Origin of the sequence: Ammoniphilus sp. CFH 90114, assembly GCF_004123195.1 — a bacterium.
Lineage (GTDB): Bacteria > Bacillota > Bacilli > Aneurinibacillales > RAOX-1 > YIM-78166.
The window spans coordinates 1-13,569 of sequence record NZ_SDLI01000034.1 but is presented as its reverse complement, the minus strand read 5'-3'; the positions used below and the strand labels follow the sequence as shown (position 1 = coordinate 13,569).

The window sequence follows — 13,569 nt, the reverse complement described above, 5'->3', positions numbered from 1 at the left end:
TTATACATTGGAGAGAGAGAAATGTAAAATAGGGCTGGGTAAACACTCTTCCAACTCACTACCCCTAAAAAACAACAAATTTTGTAAAAATACCACCACTAATAGAAAATAATGTTATAATTTGTATAGATATGTAATTTAATCTAAGAAGAGCCAAACTTAAGGTGGATAAGTAAAGCCACAGGACCTAATGATATTCAACTATGAAGCTAGTTGCCAACATACAGAAGAGGTATAAGCTTATTCGTCTTGAATAGGCCTTTTTTACTGTGGGAGATTTTATAATAGAAAGAGAAAGGAATGGTGTTCTTGCTGAATCGAACTCAACGTAATTTTAGAAAAGAAGTAGATAAGATCACCAAGGAACAGGAAAAAACCAACAAAGAAACTATCTATTCTTATGTGCAGGGAGATTTCATTGAATATTATACCTCGCCCCAACGCAGAGTGGAGAAAAAAAGGGTGAAGAACCGAGGAAAATTTGTTCGTATTTTCATGATTGGATTTATCCTCTATTGTGCGTATACTTGGATAGATCGAGAGCTGTGGAGTGCTTTGGCAGATAATGTAGCGAAGCTTGTCGTGGAATCCCCTGCGTTAAGTCAAGCACAAAGAGCAATTCCCGCAGTCGTGATCCATCCCAAGCAGCAAGAAGTCATTGACTATCTCCAGTTTATTCGTCAAAAAGATCAGGAAATTCAAGCCCATTTCGATTATGCTCTATCTTCCTATTCGGATGCCTGGGTGGATAGTAAACAGCAGGCTGAGTATCTTCAGAAAACCAGAGAAAATCAAGCCGTTATTAATCAAATTCTTACTCATGTCATGCAAACTCCGTTCCCCCAAGAAATGCAATCTTTTTATGAAGTCGTTGTACAGAAATATAAAAGTATGAGCGAATCCCATGTATATGCCATAACCGCTGTACAAAACAAAGACAAACAAAGTGATAGCCAATTTAGGGTCATTTATAACCAAGTGCAAATCTTGGGACAAGAGCAGATGGTTGAATTAACAAAAGTCTTTGATAATGTAGGGATTCAATGGGAAAAAACAGAGGCAGGTATTACCTATCATTATCTGAAATAAGGTATGCCCTTACGAATAGAAGGAGCAGGCGAGCGGTCTGTAACATCTAACTACGCAGCTCCTAGACGATGAAAGATATATAAACAACCTAAGATCATACTTAACCAATTGGAGGTGGAACCATGATTTGCTATGGTTCCAGTGGGCGAAGGAGATCTGTGAGTATAGGTTGCATGAGCATTTTGAGAGGAAGGGGAGTAGCTAGCCGCCTTCTAGCAAAAATGTACATCTTAAAATTCAGGTATACGACTAATTGACTACATGGTAAAATATACCTAGTTAGTTTTGTTTGATATTTTTGTGCCTTCTCTTGAGTTGAGAAGGTTTTTCCAATTTTAGTCTAATTGCTTTAAGCCATCGGAGGAACAGCTATGTTTTTGCGGTTTTTAAATATTTTTAAAAAGAAGTGTGCACTATGCAGTAAGTCAGCCTCTTCAGCTAGAAAATACTATAACGATCAAGGCAGGAAGATCATAATTTGTCAATTGTGCGTCACCTATGCAGAAAGACGAGCCTTTAGAAGACGTTAAAAGAAAGGAGAGTACATAAGTGCTATCTCTAAGTGAAAAGAAAATCATTTTACGAGTATTGATGGACGAAAGAAAAAGACTGTTCTCTAAGCATAGGGGAAAAACCCTGGATCTAGCTATATCTTCCATTTCACAAATGATTCTTAACGAAGAGAGAAATCCGGGAAAACACTATGATTCTTCACTAGATTTCAGTACGAGGAAGAAGGGGATTAAGATTGATTACGATCCGATGGTGTAATGGAAAGGATTTTTTAAAACCTCTTTCGATATAGTTCGGCTGCTCGAAAGATTATTTTGGGGAACAGTTAATTATGGAGGATGAACATGGGGAGTTATGGAAAAGCAGCTGGAAGAGCCGTTCAGTATCTACATAGCAATCAATATACACCGAGGGAAGCTTGGAACCGAGCTACTATAGAACTATTTGGCGAAGGGACGTCGAGGCAGCAAAAAGGGTGCCCTAGAGGTGCCTTTCTGGGACTGTGTGAGGAGGGACTTATAAAGGGAGTTGAGCAGGGCAAATATTCTCATTCTCTAAAGAATAAACATTATGCCGTCATGGCTGTTGAACTTCTAAAAATGAATATGGATTTAATAAATGACAAGAAGAAACTATGGAATCTGGTGACAAATGAAAGTGGGATATCTCAAAACCATCAATTGGATGTGGTGATATCACTATGGAAAGAAGGCTACATAAACACTTGGTAGGTAGAAATTATTAACACGAAAGATGAACCCTATCATTTGTTTATTAAGACATCATATTGCTGTTTGGACTTACAAAAAATGTAAGATATTTCTTATACTAATAGTAACTAAAAGAGAGGAACACAGTATAATGTCTCTGTATTTTACCATTTTGTTTTCACTAGTCATAATTAGCTTTATACTCCGAAGTCCAAAAGTGAAAGGTTACATTGGAGAGAAAAAAGTTCAAAGGAAGCTTAATAGCCTTGATCCGAACCAGTACATTACCATAAATGATATCATGATCCCAACGGCTGAAGGGAAGACTAGTCAAATCGACCATATTGTTCTGTCGCTCTATGGTATATTTGTGATCGAAACCAAGAATTATCAGGGATGGATCTTCGGGAAGGATCAACAACAGTACTGGACACAGACAATTTATAAAAGAAAAGAAAAGCTTTTTAACCCCGTGTGGCAAAATAAAGGTCAGATTAAAGCTCTACAAGATCTTTTCTCCGAACTACTGCCTCTTATCATTCGATCATAGTGTTTGGTAATCAAGCAACGCTTAAGGTAGAGTCAAACACCGATGTAATTTATACTTCACAACTCGTTTCTACTATTCTAAAGTATAGGCATGTGACTTTGAACCAACAGGATATTCAATCGATTCATCAGATAATTTTAAGCGCAAATCAAACCGATAGAAAATCGAGAAAGGACATGTTACTTCTATTCACCAGAGTCTGAAGGAGAAAACGTTAAAGGTGGCTGAACTCATATGTCCTCGATGTGAGGGAGAGTTATTAGAAAGAACGGGAAAACATGGTAGTTTCTATGGGTGTTCTAATTATCCGAAGTGCCGCTACACGAAGTGCCACTACATAGCAAAAGAACGAAAAGTAGTAGGGATAGAGTCTTATAAAAGGAAATAGTAATAACTTAGCCTGACAATTCCTGTCAGGCTTTTGTTATACTATTAGTAACATTTTCCTACCATAGGAGGAACAGCATGGCTTTACCACTTTCACTAGCAGGCATATTTAAGAATCGGCAAAAATCATACAAGATGGTCCTCATCCTCTCCATACTTGAAGAAATGTGGACTTCCGAGACCCAAATTCCTCTTCAACGGATAGCCGATCGGTTTGTTTCTTTTTATTTGGACAGAGAAAACCAAGGCCTTCCTATAGATGAAGCACCTAAAAATCTGGCAAGCAGTTGGAAAGAGATGTCGACTTCTAAAGTGATTTCGCTTCTCCAGACTCCTATTCAAGCCTTATCTTCGATACTGATCACGGATTCTCAAAAAAGCTGGGTCGGATTTCGGCCGGATGTATTGGAAGAACTCAGTATGAGTGTTCGAAAGGAGCTCAAACAATATGCTTTAGATGAGATCGACGGCTATTTTGGTGACGTAAAATCTTTCTCTTTAAGAGATCATTTAAGCTATATCCTATCTCATTATTTACAGGCCAAGAGAGAAGCGTTCAAGGAGCATCCTTTAGGTGTAAGGGTAAGGCAGCAAATTCCGCAGGATCTACAATCCTTATCTTTTATTGATCAGAACTATAAGGTTCAAGGGTCCGTAGGCCAAGGAAACTGGGCTAATATTCCCTGGATCGCGATAATGGACAAGCAGATTACAGAAACAACACAGGCTGGGGAATATATAGTCTATCTTTTCTCAGAAGATATGAGTTCCGTCTATCTAACTTTGGCTCAAGGCGTGACGGTTCCGCTTAAGGATAAAGGGAAAAAAGAAGGCTACGAATACCTAGAACAAAAAGTCCGAGAGATGAGAGGCTTACTCCCCCTAGAGTCGTTTCAAAAAGATGACAACATCCAATTGACTTCAAGCGGTATCGGACGTGATTACCAAGTATCTACTGTTGCTTACAAATGTTACACCCTTGACCACATGCCCGAGGAAGCTCGACTCATTTCTGATTTAAAGGAATTGGTGGAGAACTATCGACTTTATGTAGAGAGCAGTAAAAACAAGGAGAAGGTTCAACCCGTAAGCTTTAGATATACGATGGCTTACCTTCACTATATTCAGGGCATACTTCACTATTTGGGCAGTCAATCGCCTAGGACAATTGATATGGATGAACTAGTTACCCAGCAATCTCTTATTCTTAAGAAGGGTGATGATGTTAAGCATCCAAAACAACGGATCCAGCATATCGGAAGAGCCATGGAGGAACTTGGACTCATTCGAATTGAAAAGTCTTCTTATTTGTTAACCGAATTAGGACTTCAATACTATTCTTACTTTAATGGTTCAGACGTTTGGAATCTAACAAACAATCAAAAGAGTATACTGCAAAACCAAATCCAAACCTCCAACGAAGAGTCCAGTAATCTCAGACGAGTAATTCTCTTGGCAGCTAACATCACGAGGAAGCTTCAGCGTTTTACCCTAGATATATTTCAAGCTGAGTTCATTCCTGCTATGGAACTGGAAGAGGAGTGGGGAGACGTCACGCAAACGAATCGGGCCAAATTTATGTTAAATTGGCTTCAAGAGATGGGTTATATAGAAAAAGTAGAAAATGCTTATACCTATATTTATGAAGAGGATAAAGCCATGGAACATCCGATAAACGTTAATGAACAGTTGTCCAAAATTAAAACCTTTATTCTCCAAAGAGGATTCTACTATCCTGATAACATGATAGAAAACTTTTACCTATCCCTCAAGACGAAGCCCTTTGTGATTTTAGCAGGAATCTCAGGAACCGGGAAAACAAAGCTGGTAAAACTCTTTGCCGAAGCCATGGGTGCCAAAATGGAGCTTATTCCTGTTCGACCAGACTGGAGCGATCCTACGGATCTGCTTGGTTATCGTGATTTATCAGGCCATTTTCGAGAGGGAAGGTTAACTCAAGTCTTGTTAGAGGCACTACAGCCCCAGAATAAAAATCAAATCTACTTTGTCTGTTTGGACGAGATGAACCTGGCTCGGGTCGAACATTATTTTAGTGATTTTTTAAGTGTCATGGAAACGGAGAGATGGGAGGGAAGAAGGATCATCACAGATACCCTTCTATCAGGTGAAGAGAACCTGGGCAGTATTTATATCCCTGATAATGTCTATCTAGTTGGGACGGTTAATATGGACGAAACCACGCATCCATTTAGTAAGAAAGTATTGGACCGAGCCCAAGCAATTGAATTTAACTATATAAATCTCAATTCGTTTCCTGATGATGCTAGAGAAACGAATGAACAAAGACCGATGCGAGTGGTAAATTCTTTTCTTATGCGAGATTATCTCACGCTGGAAGATGCCTATACAAGTTATCCAGAACTCATCAAGGGTACCACAGAAAGACTCGTAAAAATGAATAACATTCTGGAGAAGATCCATGCCCACGTAGGGTTTCGGGTACGTGATTCGATCTGTTTTTATATGGTCTATAATGAACGATTTGGATTAATGAGCGAAAAAGAGGCCTTTGACCTGCAATGGCTGCAAAAAATACTTCCCCGTATTCAAGGGAGTAGCTCCTCAGTGAAGAGGGTGTTGATTGAGTTCATGCAGCTGGCAACCGGCCAACGAAGCAACATCGAGGAAATGATGAGTGATGCATCCGAATTACTCACTGTGAAGACGGATGCTCCGTATCCGCAAAGTGCCCGAAAAATCGCCTATATGCTTCGGAGGTATGAGGAAGATGGATTCACTTCATTCTGGCTATCTTAAACAGGATACCGAGCTTCTTCGGATTGAGACGAATCTATTTGATCTATACGTTCAAGGGAAGCCATTTCATCCAACCGTGGAGTCCTTACAGCTTCATCGAGATGAAACGCAGGAATGGGTGGAAGCCACTTGCGAAGTAGTAAAGGTTGGCTATCCCATTGAACTAGAAAGGATCCAGCTGTTTTCCCCTGTTCATCATCAATTAGTGGAGCTTGGCAGAGAGAGAATTCTGCCTTGCTTTTACGAAAATCAATCCTATCAGCTTGTTATCCAACGAAAGAGTGTGAAGATCATTGACTTCCACCATGACAATGTCCTGCTTCGCCAAGCGATCAAACCTTTAGGAAAGGACCTGATCACGGGAGTCTTAAACTTTCAAAATGAAGTCGGATATACCGAGCTCATCATCCTTGTTGAAGGTCAACGTGCCCTTGAAATCCGATTAGAGATATTTCCATCCAAGATGGATTATAAGAAGGACTATCAATTGATCCTGCAAGATGTAAACGAACAGATCTATAACTTATCCTTTGACTTTCTCCGAAAAACCTATCAACTGACCGGTCTGAAGGAAACTAGGAATCAAAGCTTAACAGAGTTTCTCGCTATCTTAAAGCAGCTCTTTGATCAATTGGTACAATCAGTAGAAAGACTTCAAGCAGCACCCCATCATCAATTAACTTCTGAAAAAAGATGGGTCGGTGCGGATCGTGTAAAACGAGCGGGAAAAGAGAATGTGGCAGCTTTGGCCAAAAAGCCCCATGTACTTGTTCCCAATCAACAGCATGGGTTAGTACATCTAAACGGACAAGGATATACTCCAACCAAGTTGATCGAGAGGAAAAGACGGATAGACTTTGATACCCACGAGAACCGTTTTGTACGATGGGTGCTTGAAAGAATAGACGTCAAGCTCAAGCAAATCCAACTGCGGCTAAATGATAAGCAGCGAACTCAAGATCCCTTTTTGCACAAGAAAATCGAACAAATGCGAGGACAGATTCGAAGATTATTACGGTTTGACTTTCTTTCCAGTTCAGGAGAGATGAAGCAAATGTCTGTTACCCTCGTATTACAAATGGCACCAGGCTATCGAGACATTTATCGTAGTTATTTGATCTTGATGAAAGGGTTGTCCATACAAGGGGACCTATTCCGACTGTCTATGAAAGACATCGCTCAATTGTATGAATATTGGTGCTTCCTTAAGATTCATAGTCTACTTAAGGAGAAATATGAGCTGGTAAAACAGGACATCATTCGAGTTCATCGTCAAGGTCTATTTATCACCTTAGATAAATCGAAAAAAGCAAGCGTCACCTACCGTAATCCTCATAATGGAGAAACCTTTACCTTGTTTTATAATGCACTGCCGTCTGAGGATAGTCGAGACTTTCCTACGCTTCCTCAGAGGCCGGACAATGTACTCACACTGAAAAAGCAAGATTCAGATGTGATTTATAAATATGTCTTTGATGCCAAGTATCGGTTAAACCCTGCTTACCAAGGGACGCCATACTTTGAACGATATCAGTCACCGGGCCCAGAGGAAGATGACATTAACACCATGCATCGCTACCGAGATGCTATCGTCTATCAGGAAGGCCGTTCCGGGGAGTATGAGAGAAGTATGTTTGGTGCGTATGTGTTGTTTCCTTATCCTAATGAAGAAAAATTTGAGGAGCATCATTTCTATAAGAGTATAAAGAAGGTAAACATCGGAGCGTTACCCTTCCTTCCCAACTCAACTAGGCTAATGGAAAAGTTCCTTGATGAGCTGATCCTAGATAGTCCCGAAAAAGCCTATGAGAGGGCGACGAGACCTCGTGGAACGAAGGAGTACTATCAGGATAAATTGAGTGGCAAGAATGTGTTGATTGGGTCATTGAGGGTTAAGGAACAACTTGGTATCTGTCTAGACAATCAAATCTATTATATGCCTCTAAAGAATCTAATGGACAAGCAGCATATGCTAAGCAATCTCGAATTTATTGGATTGTGTCAATCGAGACGTATATTTGGTGAACGGAATTCCGGTATTCACTGGGTGGGGAAAATAGAGAAATGGAATGTGGTTCCTCGGGGTGAAATTCAGGAGCGGGCAGCAAGAAGAGGGACAGAGGCTGAGCTCTATGTTCGATTCACAATTAGTAAGTGGGAAAAGAGAAGAGAGCCGATTGAATTAGGGGGATATGGTGTATATACTTTCCTACTAACATCTAAATATATGCTGGACCGAGCTAAGGAGATTGCGGAGTTAAGGTTAGAGACGGAAGAAGATTTGGTAGAGTGGCGCGAGAAGAGAAGGATGGGGAAGGTGAAGGTGGAGTTGGATCGGGAGGAAGTGGATTTGGCGGAGAGGGTGGTGGGGGTTAGAGTATACGATTAGGATAAATGGGTTTATATAGAAGGTGGGTTTTTTCACTTTAAATACTTGTCAAGTGAAACTTGCAATAATAAAAGTGTATAATTTTATATGTAATATTTGGATAAATATTAGATTTATATGTTAAGATAAACTTAAATAATTATGCCTCCTCGCTATTCGCTGTGGGTAGCTAGTTTTTAAGGCTTGGCGGGCATGATAGGCTGGTCTGCCTGATGAAGCCAATAGCTGTCTGCGTTCATAAGGAATCATGCCGGCAGAGGCTCCATGTCAAGCCGCCTAGCAAATTACTTTTCAAAACTGGTGTACCCATACTAGATAGCGAAGAGCGATATATAAATTCTTTACTTTTATATGTCTTTCTAAGGACAAATGATTGCTGATAGGGGAAAGGAAAAATGACTACCATATATGTAAACCAAGTTTTTGGTGTGAGTAAAGATATGGTCTTAAGTTATGTTGAGCGAGAAGAGGTTGACGTCGAATTCAATAGAGCAGCAGCAAGTGATAAACATATTGTTGTATATGGTTCTTCTAAACAAGGTAAATCTGCTCTTGTTCAAAAACATATTGCAAAAGAAAACGCAATAACAATTGGTTGTACTCCAAGAATGACTACGAAAGATATTTATAGCTCTTTACTTAGACAGATTGGGATTACTATAGAAAGCTCTAAAGAAGAAGTAAAAGGTACCAATGGGGTTGTTTCAGTGAAAACAGGGTTTAAAGCGATTATTCCTCTATTTGGTCAAGCCAATACAGAGGTAAAAGGAGACATTGGCGGAAAGACTGAATAAAAGATGGTTTTAAAAACAATTGAATTTAATCTTGAAATTGCTCAAGATATTAGTGAAATACTAAAGGGAAGTGATTTTACAAGGTTTGTTATTCTTGAAAACTTTCATTATCTAAATGAAGAGGTTCAAAAGGAATTAGCTTTCGATCTTAGGTTATTCCAAGAGAATGGTCACAGGTTCATAATTCTGGGTATTTGGAAAGAAAAAATAGATTAATCCAATTTAACGGAGACCTAGTCGATAGAATTGTGGAGATACCGGTAGAGCCGTGGAATTATGATGATTTTGAAAAAGTAATATTAAAAGGTAATAGAGAACTAAATATTGGTTTCTCGGATAACATTGTTGAGAAGATAAAGGGTATATCTTTTGGTAATATAGGAATAGTTCAAGAGCTTTGTAAAGAGACTTGTTACGCAGCGGGGATAGAGATAAAGCAAGATGAATATAAGGAGATTAACCAAGATGAATTCCTTAAGCTAGCTGTAGAATTAAAAGCTAGCCAATGCCCGCTTCGGTGATACCCCCTCAGGTAAGGGACTGTCCCTCACTAGACTAAAGTGAATAGTGTTAAAGAGTTTCGTTATTTATACAAGGTAAAGCACGAGCACTTTACCGTTAACGATCAACATGCGTTACCCTACGAAGATTTATCCTTCACTCCAAGATACTTCTTCAAAGCATCCTGCAGTAAATGGGAAAAATTTACGTTGTTTTCTTGGGCTAAATCATCAAGCCACTTTGGAATGGTCAATGTTTTCTTTACGGCTTTATTTTCCATGTCATGACGAAACGGAGGCATCCATGCTTCTACGAGTAATACGGCTTGATTTCTTTCTGCTGCAATGGATTTGACTTTTGAAGGTTCTGGGATCAGCTCGCCTTCCTGCTCCATACCGTATAGGTGCAGAGCCATTGCTTCCTTAGCCTTCCTTAGTGCTTCTTCTTCGGAGTCTCCGCAGGTCAGGCATCCTGGCAGATCTGGAAACTCTACAGAGATTCCATCCTCGGCATAATCCAATAATGCGGGAAAAATATATCGATCCTTCATATAAACAACCCTCCAGTGTTACTATAAATTCACGTTCTTGAAAAAAATCTATTCCTCAATTCCAGCTTGTTTTAAGATACTTCTCTGTGTTCTAAGGGGAAAGTCCTTTTTGGGATGAGGGATCGTCAATAGTCCAGGCTTCGTTGGGTGTTTGAACTGGTAGTGTTCACCTTTTACCCGAACTAGCTCCCAACCGTTTGCTTCAACTAGCTTCATAAGTTCACGTGAAGAATATGCCTTCATTTGCCCGCTCCTTCTTATATTATACTAATAAACACGTATAATTACACGTGTTGAGAATAAATAATCAAGATTGTAGTTAGAGAGAATTATTCGCTAGATTGGGTAAAGTGAGCAAATATGTATGCTGAAGAGAAAAATGATAAGAAGAGTGTTTAGGGAAGTGCATGATAATGGATGTGAAAGCGAGGTAGTCAAGCGGTTCATCAAAGAGTTTTAGTACGTTAGAATGTAAGTGTGTCTGGAATATACAGGTTCTATCAAAGCATAATGGATCACCTCCGGTTTTTGTACATTCATTTTAACGCAATAAAAGTAGGGAAAGTAGATACATTTTAGTATTTGTCCAAACTTGGTCTTACAAGCTAAAAACCCTATCCAGCCTTAAGTGTTAGATAGGGTTCTATTTGTTTATTCAGTTAGGGTCTCCACCAACTAAGTCTCCTTCTGCCAACCATGAATCGCCTGGGTCATATCCGCGATCGAGGAGGTCAAGGCTTCCATCTTACTTTCAACCCTAGTTAAGAGGTACCAGGAAACAAAGATGGGGAAACCCAGATTGCCGATCAGCGGGATCAGGTCCAACTGTTCCATGGGTTTCCCTCCTTCATCTGCCGCTTCTGAACTACGTCGAGTTACACCTTGCTCAGAAGCAATTGTAGTCCCCTTTAGGGGCTTTTTAAGGCCTTAGGGCTTCATTTGTATTATTCTTCTACAGCAAAGTCGGATACAGTGCGTTGAGTGATTCCAGCATCCTTAATCGATGCGATGTCGAACAATTGACCGATCGCAACGACAGCGTCCATTTGGGTTTTGACCGAAGCAGAGGTTAAGTCTGCTTTTGGAGCAGGGACATCAAGCTTTAGCGTCTTGCCGTCCATCTTGTTGAAGTAAAGGGAAATCACGGATTCGTTAAGTTCACGAGGCATGTGGGGCACCTCCTTTCGTTAGAGGATCAAAGCGAGGGTCAGTCTGGGGAATCGTGAAAGGGATTAAGCGATGACTTCGATGATCTCTTGTGAGTTAGTCAAGATGACTTGGTCTAGAGGCCACTGGGAAAGAGCCGCGATGGCTTGTCCAAACGCGTGGACGTTCTCCAGGGTAGCATTCGCGGCATTTACGTTCTTGTAGATGCGGCTCTTGCGAATCGTCTTGCCCTGTTCGTCCATTCCTGCTGCGAAAATGAGCTTAATTTCTTTGACGTCTTTAGTTGTTAGCATGTTGTTCACCTCCTCTCTTTGATACTTTTATTCTATCATCTTCCATTCAATTTGTAAACAATTATTATATATATTTATTAATATTTGAGTACAAAATCTATGGAGTGGGAGATCCCGTGAGGTTGACTTTTAGATCTATCTCGTCCCACTGGACGGTATACCCCAAAGCTTCTGCCACTTGCCGACTTCGGGGTATACCCCCTCAGGTAAGGGACTGACCCCTTTACAAGGTAAAGTGCCGAGCGCTTTGCCGTTGGCGAACATTTATTTCTTCTTCCGCTTTTTGCCGCTCAAACTGATTTCACTGATCCCAAAGATCCAGTTCATGAAAGAGTATCCTTAAATCTTCGAAACGGCTTAATCAACCTCACTGTTAAGCAATTGATTCATATGATTCACGATAAACGATTTAGCACTAGGATAAAAATTAGGCTGATTAAGGCAAAGATAAGGAGTTTCGGTATATTTGAGTATCACTTTCGGGGTGCCGTTCTTAAATAGTTCATGATAGAATAAGGTGGGTAATTTCGTATTCATAGAATAATAGTAAGGGGAAAATGAATTTTGAAAACCGTGACAGCAGAAAGTAGTCCTTCATTGATTATGGCTTTAACAAAGGAAGTTCCACTGGAGCATGGTCCAGATCTTGTTTCTTCGCTTCCCGGTCAATATATCGGAAAGGTATTAGAAAAATTGGATCACATAAAGCCTTTAACAACTGGAAATATCCAGTTATTAAAGTGCAATCCTTGCGGAAAAAAGGGAAAATATGATATTGGCATGATTGCTTTTGATATCGATAGGTACTATAAAGATGCGAAAAAACATGGTTCTAGTATCATGGAGAACTTGGATGCGTATATCCAGACAACCGGTTATTTCCGCTGCAAGCATTGCCACTCGGCAGGAGATTGGACGTACTCATCCGACTTTTTGATAGAGATGACTTCCATGCTTCTTATGCGTTCGGTGAATATGGAGAATCCCCGTCTTCATTTTGGGCCGTTGGGCCTTTTTGACGGCAGCAGGCACCGGTTTGCAACGGATTCTGAAGAATACCTGCTAAAGAAAATTGCACTACACGAGGACAGCCTTCTCTGGAATAAGCTAGGGAATCTATATAATAAGGGTGGAAGACCTGAATTGGCAACAGCTGCATTTGAACAATCGATCCGTTTAGATCCTGCTCAGGTGGAATCCCACTTTTCATTAGGGCAAATTCTTGAACAGGTCCATGAATATGAATGGGCAGCTTATCATTTTCGACTTACCCTATGCTATGGAAGCAGCTATAAAGCCATGGATGCCATAGATTTAAGGAAGATGCTTGCCTGTGCGTTGGACTATCTGTTCAGTATTCATACGAAATCGGAAGGAACGATTCAGCTTATACCGACTGGGGAGGAACTCAAAGCGGCAAGGTGTGGAGAGGTTATTGAAGACATCCAAGAGGAAGAAGCATGGATAGAGTGGGACGTAGTCCCTAATCAACTCGAATCCTTTTTTCCGATTGCTGAAATGTACATGGGGGAAAGAAGGAAAGAAATCCCCTTTAGACTTCGGACGTTAGACAAGCATCTGAGGCCAGTGCGATCTACGCCCATAAAAAAGAAGAAAAAGAAACGGAAATAATTATCGATGAGATAAAGATACCCCCTGAGGTAAGGGACTGACCCCAATTATAAGGTAAAGCACGAAAGTGCTTTACTGATAGTAACTACCAAAGAAGAAGCTAATGTGGCTGTGATTGTGGAGAATCAAAGTGTAGGAGTTCCCCAGCTAGATGTAAAAATAGAAAGCATACTGCTCGCTTCGGCGATACCCCCTCAGGTAAGGGACTGACCCCAA

At 40.3% G+C, this 13,569-nt stretch carries 15 protein-coding genes; 10 read left to right on the top strand and 5 right to left on the bottom strand.

The features are described 5' to 3' along the window. Positions 1–300 precede the first annotated feature (300 nt). From EIZ39_RS25790 to EIZ39_RS25745, 9 genes are all read left to right on the top strand, one after another. Entirely contained in the window at positions 301–1,089 is a 789-nt protein-coding gene (locus tag EIZ39_RS25790) for a hypothetical protein (RefSeq protein ID WP_164985351.1), read from the top strand. 549 nt (positions 1,090–1,638) lie between these two features. Then, positions 1,639–1,860, top strand: a complete 222-nt coding sequence (locus EIZ39_RS25785; RefSeq protein ID WP_240675953.1) for a hypothetical protein — start codon at positions 1,639–1,641, stop codon at positions 1,858–1,860. Between the two features lie 86 nt (positions 1,861–1,946). Beyond that, the gene (locus EIZ39_RS25780; RefSeq protein ID WP_129204384.1) at positions 1,947–2,333 is read left to right on the top strand and encodes a DUF6979 family protein; all 387 of its coding nucleotides are present in this window, start codon (positions 1,947–1,949) and stop codon (positions 2,331–2,333) included. Positions 2,334–2,463: 130 nt separating this feature from the next. Continuing rightward, positions 2,464–2,862 carry a nuclease-related domain-containing protein gene (locus tag EIZ39_RS25775; protein ID WP_164985350.1) on the top strand — a complete coding sequence of 133 codons (399 nt, stop codon included), beginning with the start codon at positions 2,464–2,466 and terminating at the stop codon, positions 2,860–2,862. A 220-nt stretch (positions 2,863–3,082) separates the two neighbouring features. Beyond that, positions 3,083–3,250 (top strand): topoisomerase DNA-binding C4 zinc finger domain-containing protein, encoded by a 168-nt coding sequence (locus tag EIZ39_RS25770; RefSeq protein ID WP_240675952.1) that lies wholly within the window; start codon positions 3,083–3,085, stop codon positions 3,248–3,250. Positions 3,251–3,327: 77 nt separating this feature from the next. After that, entirely contained in the window at positions 3,328–6,027 is a 2,700-nt protein-coding gene (locus tag EIZ39_RS25765) for an MrcB family domain-containing protein (protein WP_240675951.1), read from the top strand. Further along, positions 5,999–8,416, top strand: coding sequence for a restriction endonuclease-like protein (locus EIZ39_RS25760; protein ID WP_129204380.1), 2,418 nt, complete (start codon positions 5,999–6,001; stop codon positions 8,414–8,416). The genes EIZ39_RS25765 and EIZ39_RS25760 overlap by 29 nt, the downstream gene beginning before the upstream one ends. Positions 8,417–8,811: 395 nt before the next feature. Further along, entirely contained in the window at positions 8,812–9,210 is a 399-nt protein-coding gene (locus EIZ39_RS25755; protein ID WP_129204378.1) for a hypothetical protein, read from the top strand. Between the two features lie 194 nt (positions 9,211–9,404). Continuing rightward, on the top strand, positions 9,405–9,731 hold the full coding sequence (locus tag EIZ39_RS25745; RefSeq protein WP_164985349.1) for a hypothetical protein: 327 nt from the start codon (positions 9,405–9,407) through the stop codon (positions 9,729–9,731). Between the two features lie 119 nt (positions 9,732–9,850). Here the strand turns inward: EIZ39_RS25745 and EIZ39_RS25740 are convergent, their stop codons facing one another. The 5 genes from EIZ39_RS25740 to EIZ39_RS25720 form a co-directional block, all read right to left on the bottom strand. Then, positions 9,851–10,261, bottom strand: a complete 411-nt coding sequence (locus EIZ39_RS25740) for a type II toxin-antitoxin system HicB family antitoxin (RefSeq protein ID WP_129204372.1) — start codon at positions 10,259–10,261, stop codon at positions 9,851–9,853. Positions 10,262–10,309: 48 nt separating this feature from the next. Next, positions 10,310–10,504, bottom strand: coding sequence for a type II toxin-antitoxin system HicA family toxin (locus EIZ39_RS25735; protein WP_129204370.1), 195 nt, complete (start codon positions 10,502–10,504; stop codon positions 10,310–10,312). A 432-nt stretch (positions 10,505–10,936) separates the two neighbouring features. Then, on the bottom strand, positions 10,937–11,095 hold the full coding sequence (locus EIZ39_RS25730; protein ID WP_129204368.1) for a YvrJ family protein: 159 nt from the start codon (positions 11,093–11,095) through the stop codon (positions 10,937–10,939). A 110-nt stretch (positions 11,096–11,205) separates the two neighbouring features. Beyond that, the gene (locus EIZ39_RS25725) at positions 11,206–11,430 is read right to left on the bottom strand and encodes a DUF2922 domain-containing protein (RefSeq protein ID WP_129204366.1); all 225 of its coding nucleotides are present in this window, start codon (positions 11,428–11,430) and stop codon (positions 11,206–11,208) included. A gap of 63 nt (positions 11,431–11,493) precedes the next feature. Further along, complete coding sequence (locus tag EIZ39_RS25720; protein WP_129204364.1) at positions 11,494–11,721, bottom strand: DUF1659 domain-containing protein; 228 nt, start codon at positions 11,719–11,721, stop codon at positions 11,494–11,496. A 564-nt stretch (positions 11,722–12,285) separates the two neighbouring features. On the opposite strand from EIZ39_RS25720, the gene EIZ39_RS25710 reads away from it, so the two are divergent. After that, positions 12,286–13,353 (top strand): tetratricopeptide repeat protein, encoded by a 1,068-nt coding sequence (locus tag EIZ39_RS25710; RefSeq protein WP_129204360.1) that lies wholly within the window; start codon positions 12,286–12,288, stop codon positions 13,351–13,353. The last annotated feature ends 216 nt before the right edge of the window (positions 13,354–13,569 follow it).